The sequence below is a fragment of the Mycobacterium sp. 134 genome (assembly GCF_048282715.1).
Classification (GTDB): domain Bacteria; phylum Actinomycetota; class Actinomycetes; order Mycobacteriales; family Mycobacteriaceae; genus Mycobacterium; species Mycobacterium septicum.
Genome location: NZ_JBLVUN010000008.1, coordinates 3,289,666 through 3,311,942, shown reverse-complemented (window position 1 = coordinate 3,311,942; position 22,277 = coordinate 3,289,666). Strand labels below are relative to the sequence as shown.

Annotated in this window: 2 protein-coding genes (1 of these 2 running past the window's edge); both read left to right on the top strand. The window is 67.3% G+C overall.

Translation table 11 applies throughout. The features are described 5' to 3' along the window. Positions 1–14,115, top strand: partial view of a non-ribosomal peptide synthase/polyketide synthase gene (locus ACNQVK_RS20675; RefSeq protein ID WP_418030998.1) — the 3' portion only. The gene continues 10,272 nt to the left of window position 1, outside the view; only the last 14,115 of its 24,387 coding nucleotides appear in the window; the start codon falls outside the window, past its left edge; the stop codon is at positions 14,113–14,115. Then, on the top strand, positions 14,112–22,277 hold the full coding sequence (locus ACNQVK_RS20670) for an amino acid adenylation domain-containing protein (protein ID WP_418030997.1): 8,166 nt from the start codon (positions 14,112–14,114) through the stop codon (positions 22,275–22,277). Before ACNQVK_RS20675 ends, ACNQVK_RS20670 begins: the two co-directional genes overlap by 4 nt.

The window sequence follows — 22,277 nt, the reverse complement described above, 5'->3', positions numbered from 1 at the left end:
AAGATCCGCGGCTATCGCATCGAACTCGGTGAAGTCCAGGCCGCTTTGGCAGCGCTCGATGGCGTGGAGCAGGCCGTGGTGGTCGCCCGCGAGGACCGCCCCGGGGACAAGCGGCTCGTCGGCTACATCACCGGCACGGCCGATCCGGCAGGGATCCGTGCTGCATTGTCGGACCGGCTGCCCGCCTACATGGTGCCCGTCGCCGTGATGGTGTTGGACGCGATTCCGTTGACGGTCAACGGAAAACTCGACACCCGTGCGCTTCCCGCTCCCGACTACGGCACCGGGGACGGATATCGCGCGCCGGCAGACGCGGTGGAAGAGGTCCTGACGGGTATCTACGCCCAGGTTCTCGGGCTGGACCGCGTCGGTGTCGACGACTCGTTCTTCGACCTTGGCGGCGACAGCATCTTGTCGATGCAGGTGGTTGCCCGGGCCCGCGCAGCTGGGCTGGTATGCCACCCGCGCGATGTCTTCGTCGAGCAGACGGTGGCCCGGTTGGCGCGCGTCGCCGCAACGGCCGCCGCATCGCGTGGCCCGGTCGACGAAGGAGTCGGACCGGTGCGGGCGACTCCCATCATTCGGTGGCTGAACGACGTGGAACGTGCCGACGGTCCCGTGGACCAGTTCAACCAGACGGTGCTGTTGCAGGCACCCGATGGGGTGGCCGAGGCCGATGTCGTCATCATGTTGCAGGCCTTGCTCGATCGGCATGGCATGCTGCGGCTGCGAACCGGGGGCTCCCCGGGCGGCTGGTCGTTGACCGTGCCCGAGGCAGGCACGGTGGACGCGCATGGATGCCTGCAATCGGTGGACACCCTGACGGATGAGGCACTGGCGGCGGCGCGGTCGCGGTTGAATCCGGCCACCGGGGCAATGCTGAGCGCGCTGTGGGTGACCTCGACGAGCGAGCTTGTGCTGATCGTCCACCACCTCGCTGTCGACGGGGTGTCGTGGCGAATTGTTCTGGAAGACCTCAATCTCGCGTGGGCACAGCGTCGCGGCGGACAACCGGTGGATCTGCCGCCTGCTGGGACGTCCTTCGCGCGGTGGGCCGAACTGCTGGAGACGCACGCCGGCCACTCGGACGTTGTGGCCCAGGCACCGGTGTGGCGGCAGGTGGCGGCCACCCCTGCGGTGTTGCCGCCGGTGCGGCCCGACGCGGATACCCATGAGACCGCCGGGCAGCTCGCGGTGTCCCTCGACTCGGGGACGACGCGCATGTTGCTCGGTGAAGTGCCGACGGCGTTCCACGCCGGGGTGCACGACATCCTGTTGATCGCGTTCGGGCTCGCGGTGGCCGAATTCTCCGGAACCCTGGGCACACCGGGCACGCCGATCGCCGTCGACGTCGAAGGGCACGGACGTCAGGAAGAACTGGGCGGAACCCTCGATCCGAACATCGATCTGTCGCGCACTGTCGGGTGGTTCACCACCAAGTACCCGGTGGCATTGAACTTCGCGGGCGGCTTCGGGGGACTGACCTGGTCCCAGGTGGTCGCGGGCGATGCGGCGCTGGGCTCGGTGGTCAAAGACGCGAAGGAGCAACTCCGTTCGCTCCCTGATCCGCTGACGTACGGCCTGCTGCGCTACCTCAACGGCGACGTCGATCTCGACGGGGCCGACCCGACCATCGGGTTCAACTACCTGGGTCGTCTGGGCGGTGGATCCACCGACGCAGCCGATGAGCTGTGGCGGATATCCGTGGATGGTCTGTCGGCCACCGGTGCGGCCGCGGCGATACCCATGCCGCTGACCCACACGGTGGCACTCAACGCGGGCACCCTCGATACCGATTCGGGTCCGCAGCTGCAAGCCAATTGGACCTGGGCGCGCTCGGGTGTCGACGACGCACAGATCAGCCGGCTCAGCAGGCTGTGGCTGGACGCACTGGCCGGCATCTGTGAACACGTCCGAAACGGCGGGGGTGGACTGACCCCGTCGGACATCGCACCGGCCCGGCTCAGCCAGTCCGAGATCGATGAGCTGGCAAGGCAGTACCGGATCGCCGACATCCTGCCGCTGACCGCGTTGCAGCAGGGACTCGTCTTTCACAGCAGCAGTGCGCAGAGTCGCGACGACGATCTCTACGTGGTGCAGTTGGACATCACCGTCGCCGGTGCGCTCGACGAGCACCGGCTGCGGGATGCCGTGCAGGCCGTGGCCACCCGCCATCCGCACCTGGCGGCCAGGTTCTGCGAACAGTTCGACGAGCCCGTGCAGATCATTCCGGCCGATCCCACCGCGGGGTGGCGATATGTCGAATTGGGTGCCACCGCAACCGAAGAGCAGATCCAGCAGGTGTGCGCGGACGAACGCGCCGCGGTCTGCGATCTGGCCCATCCGCCGGCCTTCCGGGTGGCGATGATCCGCACCGGGCACAACCGGCACCGGGTCGTGCTCACCAACCACCACATCGTGCTCGACGGGTGGTCGCTGCCCATCCTCCTGCAGGAGATCTTCGCCGGCTATCAGGGGCATCGACTGCCCGTGGCCACTCCGTACCGGAGCTTCATCAACTGGCTCGCCGATCGGGACCTCCCCGCTGCCCACGCCGCCTGGCGCGAGGTGCTGGAAGGTCTTGACACCCCAACCCTTGTCGGCCCGTCGCAGAAATCAGAGCTCGGGCAGCGGGGAGTGCTGGCCCATCGGGTGTCCTCGCGAACCACCCGCGCGCTCAACGAACTGGCGCGCTCGCATCGGACCACCGCCAACATCGTCTTGCAGGGTGCCTGGGCGCTACTGCTGAATTCGCTGACCGGCCAGCGCGACATCGTGTTCGGCACGGTCGTCTCGGGACGCCCGGCCGAGGTCGTCGGCGCGGAATCGATGGTGGGCCTGCTGATCAACACGGTGCCGGTGCGCGCCGACATCACCGGGGCGACCACCACCACCGGACTGCTCGACCGGCTGCAGCACGCGCAAACGAAGACCCTTGAGCACCAATATCTCTCGCTCAGTGAGATCCACCGCATCGCCGACCACGACCGACTGTTCGACACCCTGTTCGTGTTCGAGAACTACCCCGTGGACACGGGCGCGTTGTCAGGCGGCGACGGTGGGTTGGAGATCATCGAGGTCGCCAGCCACGAGTCCACCGACTACCCGCTGACGATGCAGGCCATACCGGGTGACGAACTACGCCTGCGTCTCGAATACGACACAGCCGTCTTCGACGTCGCCGACATCGAAGTCCTCGCGGCCCGGATCGAGGCCGTGCTGGAGGCGATGACGGCCGATCCGGGTCGCCCGCTGTCGACCGTGGACCTGCTCGACGAAGCCGAGCGCAGCCGTCTGGCGCGCTGGGGCAACCGGGCGGTGCTGTGCGACTTGGCGCAACCGGCTTCGGTACCGGAATTGTTTGCCGCGCAGGTGATGCGGGCACCGGAGTCGGTGGCGCTGGTTTGCGGGGATCATTCGCTCACGTATCGAGAACTCGACGAGTCCGCGAATCGGTTGGCGCACTTGCTCGTCGGTCACGGGGTGGGTCCCGGCGAGCGGGTGGCTGTGATGTTCCCACGTTCGGCCGAGGCCATCGTGGGGATCCTGGCGGTGCTCAAGGCCGGGGCGGCCTATCTGCCGATCGATCCGGCACTGCCGGAGTCCCGCGTGGAGTTCATGCTGACCGACTCCGCCCCGATCGCCGCGGTGACCACCACCGAGTTCGTCGACCGGTTCGACGGGCGCGGACTGATGATCTTCGACGTGACGGACCCCGTCGTCGCCGACCAGCCCAGCGCGGCACTGGCGCCCCCGGCTCCCGACGACATGGCCCACATCATCTACACCTCGGGGACCACCGGACAGCCCAAGGGTGTGGCGGTCACCCAGCGCAACGTGGCGCAGCTGTTCGACTCGCTCCAGATCGGGATACCGCTGGAGCCGGGACAGGTGTGGACGCAGTTCCACTCATATGCGTTCGACTTCTCGGTCTGGGAGATCTGGGGTGCACTGCTGCACGGCGGGCGGCTCGTGGTGGTGCCCGACACGGTGACCCGTTCCCCGGAAGACTTCCATGCCCTTCTGCTGCGCGAGCAGGTCACGGTGTTGACGCAGACCCCGTCGGCGGTGGGAGTGCTGCCGGTGCAGGGCCTGGACGCCGCGGCGTTGGTGATCGGCGCAGAGCCCTGCCCACCGGAATTGGTGGATCGCTGGGCCCCGGGACGGGTGATGGTCAACGTCTACGGTCCGACCGAGACCACCATGTGGTTGTGTGCGAGTGCGCCGCTGGCCGCCGGGACCGGAGCTCCGCCGATCGGTTCGCCGACGGCGTGGGCGGCGTTCTTCGTGCTGGACGAGTGGCTGCGTCCGGTGCCCGCCGGCGTGGTCGGTGAGTTGTACCTGGCCGGCGCGGGCGTCGGCATCGGGTACTGGCGCCGGTCGGGGCTGACCGCTTCCCGGTTCATGGCCTGCCCGTTCGGGGAACCCGGCACGCGCATGTATCGCACCGGAGACCTGGTGCGGTGGCGCGCCGACGGGCAGCTGGACTACTTCGGCCGCGCTGATGAACAGGTCAAGATTCGCGGGTACCGCATCGAACTCGGCGAGATCCAGTCGGCGCTCAACGCGCTGGACGGCGTGGATCAAGCGGCGGTGATCGCGCGCGAGGACCACCCGGGCGACAAGCGTCTGGTGGGTTACATCACCGGCACGGCCGACCCCGCGAAAGCGCGTGCCGCACTTGCCGAACGGCTGCCGGGCTACATGGTTCCCGCCTCGGTGGTGGCACTGGCCGCGCTGCCGGTGACGGTGAACGGCAAACTCGACACCCGGGCGCTACCGGCGCCGGACTATCGGGACGTCGACCACTACCGTGCGCCTGCCAGTCCCGACGAGGAGATCCTGGCCGGCATCTACGCGCGGGTCCTGGGTGTCGATCGGGTCGGCGCGGACGACTCGTTCTTCGATCTGGGCGGGGATTCCGTCTCGACGATGCGCCTGGTCTCCGCGATCAACGCCAGCATGGATACCGAGCTTTCGGTACGGACGGTGTTCGAAGCGCCCACGGTTGCCCAGCTCGCGCTGTGTATCGGTGACGGCGAACGGCGACTGGCACCGCTGGTGGCCGGTGAGCGCCCCGCGGTGGTCCCGCTGTCGTTCGCGCAGAACCGGTTGTGGTTCGTCGACCAGCTGCAGGGACCGTCGCCGGTCTACAACATGCCGGTCGGTCTGCGGCTTCATGGACGGCTCGACGCCGACGCGTTGGGTGCGGCACTGGGCGATGTCGTGGGTCGCCATGAGAGCCTGCGCACGCTGTTCGATGCGCCCGACGGAACTCCTTGTCAGGTGGTCACGTCCGCCGACCGGGCCGACTTTGGTTGGGCCGTCGTCGATGCCACCGGCTGGACCGAGAGCGCGCTCAACGAGGCCATCGACGCCGCGGTTCGGTACAGCTTTGACTTGGCTTCCGAAATCCCGTTGCAGGCGAAGGTTTTCCGCGTCGCCGACGAAGACCACGTGCTGGTGGCAGTGGTGCACCACATCGCCGCCGACGGCTGGTCACTCGCCCCGCTGGTGCGTGATCTCAGTGTGGCGTACGCCGGCCGCTGCGCCGGGGCGGCACCCGACTGGGAGCCGCTGGCGGTGCAGTACGTCGACTACACGTTGTGGCAGCGTGAGCAGTTGGGCGTTCTCGACGACTCCGACAGTCCCATCGCCGCGCAGTTGACCTACTGGGAAGACGCGCTGGCCGGGCTCCCCGAACGTATCGCGCTGCCCACCGACCGGCCCTACCCGCCGGTCGCCGATCAGCGCGGCGCCACCGTCGCGGTCGACTGGCCGGTCGAGCTGCAACAGCGGGTGTGCGCGGTGGCCGGCGAGCACGGCGCGACGAACTTCATGGTGATGCAGGCCTCGCTGGCGGTGTTGCTGTCGAAGATGAGTGCCAGTTCCGATGTAGCCGTTGGATTCCCGATCGCCGGGCGCAGTGACCGCGCCCTCGAGGAATTGGTGGGCTTCTTCGTCAACAACTTGGTGCTTCGCGTGGATCTGGCCGGGGACCCCACCGTGGCAGACGTGTTGTCCCAGGTGCGGGCGCGCAGCCTGGCCGCCTTCGAGCACCAGGACGTGCCGTTCGAGGTTCTGGTGGAGCGGCTCAACCCGACTCGCAGCCTGACCCATCACCCCCTGGTTCAGGTGGCGTTGGCGTGGCAGAACCTTCCCTGGCAGGACACCGGCCCGGCCGGTGGGCTGAGCCTGGGAGACCTTCAGGTCACCCCGTTGCCGGTCGACACACAGACCGCCCGCATGGATCTGACGTTCTCGCTCGGGGAACGCTGGACGCCCGGGGGCGATCCCGCCGGGATCGGCGGGGCAGTGGAGTTCCGCACCGACGTGTTCGACGCCGGCAGCATCGAGGCGTTGATCGCACGGTGGCGGCGGGTTCTGGCGGCGATGACCGCCGACACGTCCCAGCGGGTCTCGTCACTCGACCTTCTCGACGAGGCTGAGCGCGCGCGGCTGGACAGGTGGGGCAACCGGGCGGTACTGGCGATCACCGAGCCCACCTTGTCCGTTCCTGCACTGTTCGCCGCACAGGCGGCCCGTGTGCCCGAGGCCGTGGCGATCAGCTTCGACGGCAGCCGCATGACCTACCTGGAACTCGATGAGGCAGCAACTCGACTGGCGCACAGGCTGACCGCCCACGGCGTCGGTCCGGGTGCATGCGTGGCATTGCTGTCGGAACGTTCGGCGGAAGCGATCGTGGCGATGCTGGCGGTGCTCAAGGCGGGCGCAGCGTATCTGCCGATCGATCCCGTGTTGCCCGATGCGCGAATCGAATTCATGCTCGCCGACGCCGGGCCGACGGTCGCGATCGTCACCGCCGGCCTGGCCGACCGGCTGGCCGGATGCGACCTGCGGGTCATCCGGGTCGGCGATGTCGCGGACCCGGTTCTCGACGGCGTCCCCGGCACCGTGTTGCCGGTGCCGCACCCGGACGACGTCGCTTACATCATCTACACCTCGGGCACCACCGGCGTCCCCAAGGGCGTGGCGATCACCCATCGCAATGTGACCGCACTGTTGGGGTCGCACGACACGTTCCTGGCCGGACAGGCGTGGACGCAGTGGCATTCCTACGCTTTCGACGCCTCGGTGGAAGAGATCTGGGGCGCACTGTTGCACGGCGGGCGGCTGGTGGTCGTGCCCGAGTCGGTGGCCCGCTCACCGGAGGACCTGCAGACGTTGCTCGTCGCCGAACAGGTCGATGTCTTGAGCCAGACCCCGTCGGCGGTGGCGATGCTGTCCCCCGAGCGGCTGGGCGCGGTGTCCTTGCTGGTGGCCGGTGAGGCCTGCCCGGCCGAGGTGGTGGACCGTTGGGCCCCGGGCCGGGTGATGGTCAACGCCTACGGTCCGACCGAGACCACGATATGTGCCTCCAGGACCGCACCTTTGGCCGTAGGGACAGGGGCGCCGTCGATCGGTGCACCGGTGCCGGGCGCCGCGTTGTTCGTACTGGACGGGGCGTTGCGCCGGGTTCCGCCCGGGGTGGTCGGCGAGTTGTACGTTGCCGGCCGCGGTGTCGGCGTCGGCTATCTGGGCCGGGCGGATCTGACCGGTTCGCGATTTGTGGCCTGCCCGTTCGGATCTCCCGGACAGCGCATGTACCGCACCGGCGATCTGGTGTGCTGGGGCCCCGATGGGCAGCTGCGCTACGTCGGGCGCGCCGACGAGCAGGTCAAGATCCGCGGCTATCGCATCGAACTCGGTGAGATTCAGTCGGTCTTGGCCGGCTTGGACGGCGTCGAGCAAGCCGCGGTGATCGCCCGGACCGACCGTCCCGGCGATCAACGACTGGTGGGCTACGTGACCGGGACCGCGGACCCGGCGAAGCTGCGAACCCAGCTGGCCGAGCAGCTCCCGGCCTATATGGTTCCGGCCGCGGTGGTTTCGTTGCCGACGCTGCCGTTGACCACCAATGGCAAGCTCAACACCCGGGCCCTGCCCGCACCCGAGTATCAGGACATCGACCGCTACCGCGCGCCCAGCACCCTCACGGAGGAGATCCTGACCGGGATCTACGCCGCCGTGCTGGGAGTGGAGCGGGTCGGGGTCGACGATTCGTTCTTCGATCTGGGTGGAGATTCGCTGTCGGCGATGCGCCTGGTCGCCGCGATCAACGCCACACTCGACAGCGGTCTTGCGGTGCGGGTCCTGTTCGAGGCGCCTACGGTGGCGCAGTTGGCCCCGCGGATCGGCGGCGAAGAGGCCCGGCTGGATCCGCTGGTGGCCGGTCAGCGGCCCGCTACGATTCCGCTGTCGTTCGCGCAGTCCCGGCTGTGGTTCCTCGACCAACTGCAAGGCCCCTCACCGGTTTACAACATGGCCACCGCGCTGCGGATCAGTGGGGCGCTGGATGTCGACGCCCTGGGTGTCGCGCTGGCCGACGTGGTGGCCCGCCACGAAAGCCTGCGTACCGTCTTCCCCGCGGCCGAGGGAATCCCGCGGCAGTCGGTGGTGCCGATCGAGCACGCCCAGTTCGGTTGGGACGTCGTGGATGCCACCGGTTGGTCGGGGGAGCAACTGCACGAGGCGATCGGCGAAGCCGCCCGTCACACGTTCGATCTGTCTGGTGAAATCCCGTTGCGGGCGAAGCTCTTCCGGCTCGGCGGTGACGAACACGTGCTGGCGGCGGTGGTGCACCACATCGCGGCCGACGCCTGGTCTCTCACCCCGCTGGTGGCCGACCTCGGGGTGGCCTACGCCGGCCGCAGCGCCGGGCAGACGCCCGCCTGGGCTGATCTGGCCGTCCAGTACGTCGATTACACGCTCTGGCAGCGCGCCCAGTTCGGTGACTTCGACGACAGCCAGAGCCGTATCGCCATGCAGCTGAGCTACTGGCAGGATGTGCTGGCCGGGATGCCCGAACGGGTGGCACTGCCCACCGATCGGCCCTACCCGCCGGCCGCCGATCAGCGCGGCGCCGTCGTTTCGCTGGACTGGTCCGCCGAACTGCAGCAGCAGGTCGCCCGGGTCGCCCGCGAGCACAACGCGACCAGCTTCATGGTGATCCAGACAGCGCTGCTGACCCTTCTGTCCAGGCTCAGCGGAAGTTCTGATGTGGCAGTCGGTTTCCCCATCGCCGGACGCCGCGACCCCGCTCTCGACGACCTGATCGGGTTCTTCGTGAACACCTTGGTCCTGCGGGCCGATCTGGCCGGGGACCCGACGGTGGCAGAACTGTTGGCACAGGTGCGGTCCCGCAGCCTGGCCGCCTACGACCACCAGGATGTGCCGTTCGAGGTGCTCGTGGAGCGGCTCAATCCGACCCGGTCCCTGACTCATCACCCGCTGATCCAGGTGGCACTGGGATGGCAGAACGTTCCCGGCCAGTCCGGGAGCGCCCTGGCCCTCGGTGATCTGGAGGTCAGCCAGATGCCCGCGGACACCCACACCGCGCGCATGGATCTGAGCTTCTCGCTCGCCGAACGGCGGACCCAGACCGGAGCACCCGCCGGAATCGGTGGGACGGTGGAGTTCCGCACCGACGTGTTCGACACGGCGACCATCGAAACGATGATCAAGCGGTTCGAGCTCGTGTTGTCGGCGATGACCGCCGACACGGACCGGCAGCTGTCCTCGATCGACCTGCTCGATGCCGACGAACACGCCCACCTCGACGCGATCGGCAACCGGGCCGCGTTGGCGGGGCCGCTGCCGCCCTCGGATCCGGTATCGGTCCCGGGATTGTTCGCCGCGCAGGTCGCGCGGAACCCGGAAGCCGTCGCGGTCACCTTTGACGGCCGGTCACTGACCTACCGCGCACTCGACGAGGCAGCGAACCGGTTGGCGCACTTGCTCATCGGGCAAGGTGTCGGACCTGGTCGCTGTGTGGCCCTGCTACTGGAGCGCTCTGCGGACGCGATCGTCGCGATGCTGGCGGTGCTGAAGGCCGGGGCCGCCTACCTGGCCATCGACCCCGCGCTGCCCGCAGCCCGGATCGAGTTCATGCTGGCCGATGCCGACCCGGTCGCCGCGATCACCACCAACGGTCTGGCCGACCGGTTGGATGGCCATCGCCTGCGGGTGATCGACGTCGGCGATCCGGCGGTTACCCACCAGCCCAGCACCGCGCCCGCGGAACCGGCGCCGGACGGCATCGCCTACCTCATCTACACCTCGGGAACGACCGGGCTGCCCAAGGGGGTGGCCGTCAGCCACCACAACCTGACTCACCTCGCGCGGTCCACGCCTGCGCAGCTACCGGAGAATCAGGTTTGGACGCAATGTCATTCGTACGCCTTCGACTTCTCGGTATGGGAGATCTGGGCTGCGCTGCTGGCCGGGGCACGCCTGGTCGTGGTACCCGAGTCCGTCGTGAGTTCACCCGACGACTTCCATGCCCTCCTGGTCGGCGAGCGGGTCAACGTGCTCACCCAGACCCCGTCGGCGGCCGGTGCGCTGTCCCCGCAGGGGCTGGAGTCGGTCGCGTTGCTGCTCGGCGGTGAGGCCTGTCCGGGTGAGGTGGTCGATCGCTGGGCGCCCGGGCGTGTGGTGATCAACGCCTATGGCCCCACGGAGATCACGGTGTACGCGTCGATGAGCGCACCACTGAAAGCTGGGTCGGGGGCCGCGCCCATCGGGGCGCCCGTCCCGACATCGGCATTGTTCGTGCTGGACGAGTGGTTGCGCCCGGTGCCCCCTGGGGTGGTCGGCGAACTGTACGTGGCCGGCGACGGTGTGGCCTGCGGCTATCTGGGCCGCTCGGGTTTGACCGCAGCACGTTTCGTGGCGTGTCCGTTCGGTGAGCCGGGGCAGCCCGCAAGGCGGATGTATCGCACCGGAGACCTGGTGAGCTGGCGTGCCGACGGGCAACTGCAGTATCTGGGGCGCGCCGATGACCAGGTCAAGATTCGTGGCTATCGCATCGAACTCGGCGAGGTTCAGGCCGCGTTGAGTGGGCTGGCCGGAGTCGGACAGGCGGTGGTGATCGCCCGTGAGGACCAGCCGGGCATCAAGCGCCTGGTCGGCTACGTCATCCCAGACGAGGCCGGCTCGGTGGATCCGGCCGGGTTGCGCAGCGCACTGGCCGATCGGCTGCCGCCGTACATGGTCCCGGCGGCGATCGTGGTTCTCGACGCATTGCCGTTGACGGTCAACGGCAAACTCGACACCCGCGCCTTGCCTGCACCGGAATACCAGGACGCCGAGCAGTATCGCGCACCGCAGACCGCGGTCGAGGAGATCCTGGCCGGCATCTATGCCCAGGTGCTCGGGCTTGAGCGGGTGGGGATCGACGACTCGTTCTTCGACCTGGGCGGCGACAGCATCCTGTCCATGCAGGTGGTGGCCCGGGCCAGGGCATGCGGTGTGATGTGCAGGCCCCGTGACATTTTCGTCGAACAGACGGTGGCGCGACTGGCTCTGGTGGCAGGCCTCGATGCCGATGACACCGGCCCGGTCGACGAGGGCATCGGTCCGGTCGGGGCGACCCCGATCATGCGCTGGCTGGAAGAGGTCGACCGTGCCGGCGGTCCGGTCGACCAGTTCAACCAGACGGTGGTGGTCCAGGCCCCGCTGGGGGCCACCGTGTCCGACGTCGAGATGGTGTTGAACGCCCTGCTCGACCGGCATGCGATGCTGCGTTTGCGCGCTGAAGACGACGGGGCCGGGCGCTGGTCGCTCGCAGTGCCCGAGAAGGGTTCGGTGCGAGCACATCTGGAGTCCGTCGATGAGCTGTCCGACGACGCATTGATGCGGACCCGGTCGCGGCTGAACCCCGGTGCCGGGGAGATGGTCAGCGCGCTGTGGGTGGCCTCCACCGGCCAGTTGGTAATGACCGTCCACCACCTCGCGGTGGACGCGGTGTCGTGGCGGATTCTGCTCGAAGACCTCAACATCGCCTGGGCTCAGCATTGCCACGGTCAGGCGGTGGCACTCCCGACGACCGGGACCTCATTCGCGCAGTGGACGGAACTGCTCGGTGAGCACGCGCGCTCGGCGCCGGTGGTGGCTCTCGCCGACACCTGGCGGCGAGTGTCGGCGACCCCCTCCGCGCTGCCCACGGTCCGGCCCGAACTGGACACGTACGGCACGGCCGGGCACCTCACCGCATCGTTGGATGTCGAGACGACCCGCGTGCTGCTCGGTGAGGTTCCGGCAGCGTTTCACGCTGGGGTACAAGACATTCTGCTGATCGCCTACGGGCTGGCGCTGACCGAGTTCCTGGGCGTCACCTTGCCGGTCGGCATCGATGTCGAGGGCCACGGCCGTACCGAAGAATTGGGTGGAGCCTTCGACCGAAATCTCGACCTCTCGCGCACCGTGGGCTGGTTCACCACCAAGTACCCTGTGACACTCGATGTCCGAGGCCCCCTTGCCGGGCTGAAATGGGCTGAGGTGCGGGCCGGCGATCCGGCACTCGGCCGCGTGATCAAGGACGCCAAGGAACAACTGCGCGGCCTACCCGAGGGAATGACCTACGGACTCCTTCGCTACCTCAACCCCGACGTCGATCTGTCCGGAGCCGACCCGACCATCGGATTCAACTATCTCGGCAGGCTGGGCGCGACCGGCCCGGCACAGTCGGACGAACTTGCCGGGCTGTGGCTTGTCAGCCGCGATGGAGCGGCCGTCGCCGCGGCCGCCGCGGCCATACCGATGCCGCTGGGGCACACGGTCGAACTCAACGCGAGCACCGCCGAAACCGATGCCGGTCCAAGTCTGCACGCCGCCTGGACGTGGGCGCCCTCGGCTCTCGACGAGACCCAGATCAGCCGGCTGAGTCAGCTCTGGTTCGAGGCGCTCACCGGCATCTGTGCGCACATCTCCAGGGGCGGAGGCGGCCTGACACCGTCCGACATCGTCCCCGCCCGTCTCACCCAGCCCGAGATCGACGAACTGAGTGAGCACGACCGGATCGCCGATGTGCTGCCCCTGACGCCCCTGCAACAGGGACTTCTGTTCCAGGCCAACGCAACTCGAAGCAACGATGACGACGTCTACGCCATGCAACTCGACGTCACCATCACCGGCCCGCTGGATCCACACCGGCTGCGCGAGTCGGTGCGCACCGTGGTCAACCGCCACCCCAACCTGGCCGCGCGGTTCGACAAACGATTCGGCGAACCCGTCCAGATCATCCCGGCGGAACCCAGCGTGCCCTGGCAGTACCTCGACATGACCACGGACACAGATGCCACCGGTGTGGACGAGCAGATGCGGAGGTTGTGCGCCGACGAACGAGCGTCCGTCTGCGATCTGGCCCACCAATCAGCGTTCCGCGCGGCGCTGATCCGGTCCGCGCATGACGAGCACCGCTTCGTGATGACGTATCACCACATCGTGCTCGACGGCTGGTCACTGCCGATCCTGTTGCAGGAGATCTTCGCCGGCTATTACGGGCAGCGGCTTCCCGCCGCCGCGCCCTACCGCAGGTTCGTCACATGGCTGACCGATCGAGACGTCGACGCAGCTCACACCGCGTGGCGCGAAGTCATGGCGGGCTTCGCCACCCCGGCTCTGGTCGCCCCCAACCGGGCAACTCCAGGGCGACGGGCCACCGAGTCGTTCCGGTTGCCCGCCGAAACCACCCGGGCGGTCAATGAACTCGCGCGCTCACAGCACACAACTGCCAGCACCGTGCTCCAAGCGGCGTGGGCACAGGTGCTCATGTGGCTCACCGGCCGGAACGACGTCGCGTTCGGCGTCGCGGTCTCGGGCCGGTCGGCGGAGGTGGCCGGCGCGGATTCGATGGTGGGCCTGCTGATCAATACCGTGCCGGTGCGAGCCACCATCACACCGGATACCACCATCGCCGGACTGCTCGACGAACTGCAACGCCATCACGGCGACACCCTCGAGCATCAGCATCTGGCGCTCAGTGAAATCCACCGTGCCGTAGGCCATGACCAACTATTCGACACGCTTTTCGTCTACCAGAACTATCCGGTCGAGACGGTCGCGGCGACGATGGCCGACGGGTTGGCCATCACCGACGTCAACGGCCGCGAATACAACCACTACCCACTGACCCTGCAAGCCATGCCCGGCGCCGAACTGGTTCTGCGTGTCGAATTCGATACCGACGTATTCACTGCGAAGCGTGTGCAAAAAGTCGTCGGACGTTTCCAGCGCGTGCTGGAGGCCATGACCGGAGAGGTACAACCGTCGTGACTGCCGACGCCAACCGGCGATTGTTGTCGATGGATCTCGACGACGACGATGACGTCGAGGAGCTGGATGAGTGGGGCAACCGGGCAGCCTTGAATGCGGCGGTCCCGGTGTCGCTGTCGATCCCGGCCTTGTTCCACGAGCAGGTGGCTCGTCATGCGGACGCGGTGGCGGTCAGCCTCGGTGACAGTTCGTTGACCTATCGGGAAGTCGACACGGCCGCGAATCGGTTGGCGCACCTGCTGGTCGAGTGGGGAGCAGGTCCCGGGCTGCGGGTGGCGTTGTTGTTCCCGCGGTCGGTGGAGGCGGTCGTGGCGATCATGGCGGTACTGAAGACCGGTGCGGCGTATGTGCCGATCGATCCTTCGGTGCCGGATGCGCGCTTGGATTTCGTCCTGACCGACTCGGCTCCGATCGCTGTGGTCACCACCGCTGATCTGGTGAGTCGGTTGGACGGACGTGGGTTGACGGTGATCGATGTCAACGACTCCGCTGCGGCCGGCCGGCCGGGCAACCCACCGCCAGTCGAACCAACTGGCGAAGATGTTGCGTACCTGATCTACACGTCGGGGACGACTGGTGTGCCCAAGGGTGTGGCGATTCCGCATCGGAATGTGGCGCGGTTGCTGGATGCGATCGATCGTGATGTGGACCTGTCGGCGGGTCAGGTGTGGACGCAGTGTCATTCGTTGGCCTTCGACTTCTCGGTGTGGGAGGTTTTCGGCGCACTGCTGCACGGTGGCAGGTTGGTGGTGGTGCCCGAATCGGTGACGCGCTCGGCCGACGAGTTCCACGCGTTGTTGGTCGCCGAGCGGGTCAGTGTGCTCAGTCAGACACCGGCAGCGTTCTATGCGTTGGCCGCGGCCGACGACGCCCTGCCCGACCGCCGGCTCTCCCTCGAGGTCGTCGTGTTCGGCGGGGAGGCCTTGGAACCGCAGCGGCTTGCACCATGGTTGGACCGGCACGCGATGACGCCGCGGTTGATCAATATGTATGGGATCACCGAGACGACGGTGCATGCCTCGTTCCGTGAGATCACCGCCGCCGATGTGGACGCGGCTGTAAGCCCGATCGGTTTGCCGCTGGCGGATCTGGCGTTTTTCGTGCTGGACGGTTGGCTGCGTCCGGTGCCGGTCGGTGTGGTGGGCGAGTTGTATGTCGCCGGTGCGGGTTTGGGTTCCGGGTACGTCGGCCGGGCGCCGCTGACGTCGACGCGCTTTGTGGCCTGCCCGTTCGCCAGCCCAGGCACACCGGGAATCCGCATGTATCGCACCGGGGATCTGGTGTCGTGGGGCACCGACGGGCAGTTGCAGTACCTGGGGCGGGCGGATGAGCAGGTCAAGATCCGTGGTTATCGGATCGAGCTCGGTGAGATCCAGTCGGCGCTGACCGCGCTGGACGGTGTCGAGCAGGCGGTGGTGATCGCCCGGGAGGATCGGCCCGGGGACAAGCGGCTGGTCGGCTATGTCACCGGGACCGCCGATCCCGCTGCGTTACGTGTGGTGCTGGGGGAGACGCTGCCGCCGTATATGGTGCCCGCCGCGGTGGTGACCATCGATGCGATGCCTTTGACCGTCAACGGCAAGCTCGACAAAAAGGCTTTGCCGGCACCGGAATACCAGCATGTCGATGCCTACCGGGCCCCGAACACTCCCACCGAGGAGATCCTGGCCGGCATCTACGCCCAGATCCTCGGCCTGAACCGCGTCGGCGTCGACGATTCATTCTTCGATCTCGGTGGGGATTCCTTGCAGGCCATGCGCCTGGTGGCCGCCCTCAACCGGACGCTGGGCACCGGCCTCGAAGAGCGCGTCCTCTTCGAGGCCCCGACGGTCGCCCAGTTGATGCTCCACATCGGTGACGACGAAGGCCGGCATCAACCGCTGCTGGCAGGCGAGCGGCCTGCGGTGATGCCGCTGTCGTTTGCCCAGAGCCGGTTGTGGTTTGTCGACCAATTGAACGGTCCTTCACCGGTTTACAACCTGGCAGCGGGGTTGCGCCTTGCCGGACGACTCGATGTCGAGGCCCTGGGCGCCGCGTTCGCGGACCTCTTGGACCGCCACGAGAGCCTGCGCACGCTGTTCCCGACGGTTGACGGGACGCCTCGGCAGCTGATTGTGCCCGCTGAGCGCATCGAATTCGGCTGGGAGGTGATTGATGCCGTCGGATGGCCGGCCGGCAGGTTGGAGGGGGCCGTCGCGGATGCGGCGCGTCACACCTTCGACCTGGCTGCCGATATCCCGCTGCGGGCAAAGGTATTCCGGGTAGCCGAAGACGAGCATGTGCTGGTGGCGGTGGTTCACCACATCGCCGCCGACGGTTGGTCGATCACTCCGCTGGTGGCCGATCTGGGGGTGGCTTATGCGAGTCGGCGTGAAGGAAAGGCGCCGGGCTGGCTGCCGTTGGCGGTCCAGTACGCGGACTACACGTTGTGGCAGCGCGCCCAGCTCGGCGATCTGGAGGACAGCGACAGCCGCATCTCCCAGCAGCTGAGGTTCTGGGCAGACACGCTGGCCGGGATGCCCGAACGCCTGGCATTGCCGACCGATCGTCCCTATCCCTTGGTGGCTGACCAGAATGGCGACCGGGTCGATGTGGAATGGCCCGCTGATCTACAGCAACAGGTGGCTCGCCTGGCTCGTGACCACAACGCGACCAAATTCATGGTGATCCAAGCGGCACTGCTGACTCTGTTGTCGAAGCTCAGCTCGAGTTCCGATGTGGCGGTGGGCTTCCCGATCGCCGGGCGCCGTGATCCTGCCCTTGACGAGCTGATCGGGTTCTTCGTCAACACGTTGGTGCTGCGCGTCGACCTGGCCGGAGACCCGAGTGTTGCCGAGGTACTGGCTCAGGTTCGGGCACGCAGTCTCGGTGCGTTCGAACATCAGGACGTGCCGTTCGAGGTACTCGTAGAGCGGCTCAATCCGACCCGCTCCCTGACCCACCACCCACTGGTGCAGGTGATGTTGGCCTGGCAGAACCTTCCCGGGCAGATGGGCGCCGACGGTGGCGGGGTGTCGCTGGGGGATCTGCAGGTCACTCAACTGCCGCTGGACACCCACACCGCGCGGATGGACCTGTCGTTGTCGCTGGCCGAACGCTGGACGGAAACCGGTGAGGCCGCTGGGATTTCCGGCACCGTCGAGTTCCGTACCGATGTCTTCGACGCCGGCAGCATCGAAGCCCTCATCGATCGGTTGCAGCGTGTCCTCGAGGCGATGGCTACCGACCCCACCCTGCGTGTGTCGGCGATCGATGTGCTCGATGCCGACGAGCGGTCCCGGCTGGACACGGTGGGCAATCTGGCGACGCTGACCCGTCCGACTCCCGGTCCGGTGTCGATTCCGGTTCTGTTCGACGCTCAAGTGACCCGTGATCCCGGTGCGGTGGCCGTCAGTTTCGACGGAAGCCACATCACGTACGGGGATCTCGATCGGGCCGCGAATCGGTTGGCGCACCTGCTCGTCGAGCAGGGTGTTGGTCCGGGCCGGCGGGTGGCATTGCTGTTCTCGCGGTCAGTCGAGGCGATCGTCGCGATCTTCGCGGTGCTCAAGACCGGCGCGGCGTACGTACCTGTCGATCCTGCCGTGCCCGATTCCCGGTTGGAGTTCATCCTCACCGATTCCAGGCCGGTGGCGGCGGTCACCACCACGGATCTTGCCGACCGGCTGGCCGGGCACGAGTTGCGGGTGATCGCCGTCGACGATGCCGCGGTGGCCGGCCAACCCGATACAGCCCTGCCGGGTCCGGCCCCGGACGACATCGCGTATCTGATCTACACCTCGGGCACCACGGGTGTGCCGAAAGGTGTGGCGATCCCGCACCACAACGTGACTCGCTTGCTGCAGGCGCTCGACGCCGATCTGGAGTTGTCGACGGATCAAGTGTGGACGCAGAGTCATTCGCTGGCCTTCGACTTCTCGGTCTGGGAGATCTTCGGCGCACTGTTGCACGGGGGCCGACTGGTGGTGGTGTCCGATTCGGTGGCACGGTCACCCGAAGAGTTCCACGCCTTGCTGGTCGCCGAGCGCGTCAGTGTGTTGAGTCAGACGCCGTCGGCGTTCTATGCGCTGCAGGCCGCGGACGAGCTCTCATCGGGGGCGGGTTCTGAGCTCGAGCTTGAGCTGGTCGTATTCGGCGGTGAAGCACTGGACCCGACGCGGCTGGCCGAGTGGTTCCAGGACCATCCGGTGTTGCCGCGGTTGATCAACATGTACGGGATCACCGAGACCACGGTGCACGCCTCGTTCCGGGAGATCACCGAGCTCGATGCGGAGGTCGCGGTCAGCCCGATCGGTGTGCCGCTGAAGCACCTGGCCTTTGTCGTGCTCGATCGCTGGTTGCGTCCCGTGCCCGTTGGGGTGGTGGGCGAGTTGTATGTCGCCGGTGCGGGTTTGGGTTCCGGCTATGTGGGCCGGGCGCCGTTGACGTCGACGCGGTTTGTCGCGTGCCCGTTCGGGTCGCCGGGGATGCGGATGTATCGCACCGGGGATCTGGTGTGCTGGCGCGCGGACGGGGAACTGCAATATCTGGGCCGTGCCGATGAGCAGGTCAAGATCCGCGGGTATCGCATCGAATTGGGCGAGATCCAGTCCGCGCTGAAGGCTTTGGACGGTGTCGAGCAGGCCGTGGTGATCGCCCGTGAGGATCGGCCGGGGGACAAGCGGCTGGTCGGTTATGTCACCGGGACCGCCGATCCCGCTGCGTTGCGTGCTGCACTCATGGAGAAGCTGCCGCCGTACATGGTCCCGGCCGCCGTGGTGGAGATCGAGGCCCTGCCTTTGACGGTCAACGGAAAACTCGACATCCGTGCATTGCCTGCACCGGAGTACCAGGACGTCGATCGCTACCGTGCTCCGGCCACCGGCGTCGAGGAGCTACTGGCGGGCATCTTCGCCCAAGTCCTCGGTCTGGAACAGGTCGGGGTCGACGACTCGTTCTTCGACCTTGGCGGCGACAGTATTTCGGCCATTCAGGTGATCTGGCGCGCCCACGGTGCCGGCTTGACCGGGCGTCCACGTGACATCTTCGTCCAGCAGACGGTGGCCCGGTTGGCGCGGGTGGTCAGGATGGCCAACAACGCCGGCGACGTGATCGACGAGGGTCTCGGTCCGGTGGTGGCGACCCCGATCATGCGGTGGCTGAAGGGCCTCGAGCGTGCCGACGGCCCGATCGACGAGTTCAATCAGACGGTGGTGCTGCAGGCACCCGCCGGTGCGTCCGAGGGCGACGTCGTAATCCTGTTGCAGGCCTTGCTCGATCGGCATGGCATGCTCCGGTTGCGTGCCGAGGACGACGGCGCCGGTGGGTGGGCTTTGACGGTGCCCGAACCGGATGCGGTGGATGCGCGAGAGCATCTGCTCACCGTCGACGTGTTGACGGAAGACGCACTGGCAGCGGCGCGCTCGCGGTTGAATCCCGCCGCCGGGGTGATGTTGAGCGCGTTGTGGAGTTCGGCCACAGGGCAACTCGCGTTGGTCGCCCACCACATGGCTGTCGACGGAGTGTCGTGGCGAATTGTGTTGGAGGACCTCAATATCGCCTGGACCCAGCATCGCGGCGAGCAGCCGGTGCTGCTGCCGCCGACCGGGTCGTCGTTCAAACGGTGGGCAGACCTGCTGGCTGAGTACGCGCACCACCCCGACGTGGTCGGCCGGGCGGAGGCGTGGCGACAGGTGGCCTCGATCCCGCCCGCATTGCCGGCACCGCGGCCCGCGGAGGATACGTTCGCCACCGCCGGATACCTGTCGGAGTTCCTGGATGCCGAGACCACCCACATGCTGCTGGGTGACGTTCCGGCGGCGTTTCACGCCGGGGTGCAAGAGATCCTGTTGATCGCGTTCGCACTGGCGTGGGCCCAGTATTTGGGGACGGGCGGCGCTCCGATCGCCATCGATGTGGAGGGCCACGGGCGCCAGGAGGACTTGGCAGATCTGGGCGCACCCGACGATCCAGAGGTCGACCTGTCGCGCACGGTGGGGTGGTTCACCGCCAAGTACCCGGTATCGCTGGCGGTCGGTGGGCTGCGCTGGACGCAGGTGGTGGCAGGCGATGCGGCGCTCGGCGCGGTCATCAAGGACGCCAAAGAGCAGCTTCGAACCTTGCCCGACGGCCTGACCTACGGACTGCTGCGCTACCTCAACCCCGACGTGGACCTGGCCGGATCCGATCCGGTGATCGGGTTCAACTATCTCGGGCGGCTGGGCTCCCCGGCGGCGTACGCGTCCGGTGACGTGTGGCGTTTCAGTCAAGACGGCCTGTCGATGACCGGTGCGGCCGGCGCTATGCCGATTTCGCTGGCGCACTCCGTGGAACTCAATGCGGTCACCATCGACACCGACAGCGGCCCGCACCTGAATGCCACCTGGACGTGGGCGCCCACCGCACTGGATCGTACGGCTGTCACCCGGATCAGCCGGTTGTGGTTCGACGCCCTGGCGGGTATCTGTGCTCATGTCAGGCGGGGCGGTGGCGGATTGACGCCGTCGGACATTGCGCCGGCAAGGCTGAGCCAGCATCAGATCGATGCGCTGCACAGTGAATTCCCCATCGCCGACGTGCTTCTCCTGACGCCGTTGCAGCAGGGACTGCTGTACCACGCCGGCATCGCGAACTCCTCTGGCGACGACGTCTATGCGGTGCAGCTGGACCTGGCTTTGAGCGGTCCGCTCGACGTACACCGGCTGCGCGATGCCGTGCAGACCGTGGTGAGCCGGCATCCGCATCTGGCTGCCCGCTTCTGCCCGCAATTCGAGCAACCCGTGCAGGTGATCCCCGCTGATCCGGTGACACCCTGGCGGTATATCGAGTTGGACGCCAACGGCATTGGCGTCGACGAGCAGATCGAGGAGATCTGCGCCGCCGAACGTGGCGCGGTGTGCGACCTCGAGAACCAACCTGCCTTCCGGACCGCCCTCATCCGGATCGCGGAAGACCGGCACCGGTTCGTCCTGACCAACCATCACATCGTGCTCGACGGCTGGTCGATGCCGATCCTGATGCAGGAGATCTTCGCCGGCTACCAGGGGCTGCGGCTGCCTGCGGCCTCCCCGTACCGCAGCTTCGTGACGTGGCTGTCCGAACGCGATCACCATGCCGCCCATGCGGTGTGGCGTGAGGTGCTGGCCGGTTTCGACACTCCGATTCTCGTCGGACCGCCGCAGAAGCTGCGGTTCGGGCAGCGTTGTGTCGGCTCGTACCGGGTGCCCGCCAAGACCACGCGGGCCCTCACGAAACTGGCGCGCGCCCATCACACCACCGTGAACGTCGTCTTGCAGGGGGCTTGGGCACTCCTGCTCAGCTCGCTGACCGGCCATCACGACGTCGCCTTCGGAACCGTCGTCTCGGGTAGGCCACCGGAGGTGGACGGTGCGGATTCGATGGTCGGCCTGCTGATCAACACGGTCCCGGTGCGGGCCACCTTCACCCCGGACACCACCACGGCCGATCTGCTGGATCAGTTGCAGAGCGCCCACAACGACACACTCGATCATCAGCACGTGGCACTCAGCGACATTCACCGCATGACCGGCCAGGACAGCCTCTTCGACACCGTCTTCGTGTACGAGAACTATCCGACCGATACCGGGACACCGCCGGGCGGCGAGGGTTTGGCCGTCACCGGTTTCAGCAGCCGCGACTTCTATCACTACCCGATCGCGGTGCAAGCCGGGCCCGGTCGCGAGTTGGAGCTGCGGGTCCAATACGACACCGATGTTTTCGACGGCGAAACCATCGAAGCGCTGATGGAGCGGTTCAAGAAGGTGTTGGTGGGGATGACGGCCCATCCGGGTCGCCGCGTGTCATCCCTGGATCTCCTGACGAAGACCGCGCGCCTGGACCGGTGGGGGCGCAAAGCGGTATCGGCTCGGCCGGACACCGGCGCGGTACCGGCACCCGAAGTCGGTGCGGCCGACGGTGCCTATCGCCCCCCGGCGACCTTGGTCGAGCAGATCGTGGCCAGCATCTACGCCGAGGTGCTTGGCGTAGACCGGGTGGGAGTGGAGGAGTCGTTCTTCGATGCGGGGGGCGATTCGATTTCTGCGATGCGTGCGATCGCCGCCATCAATGGAGCTCTCGACGTCGAACTCACGATGCTCGCGCTGTTCGACGCGCCGTCCGTACGCAGCTTGGCTCAGCAGTTGGCAAGCGCCCCGGTGCAGTGA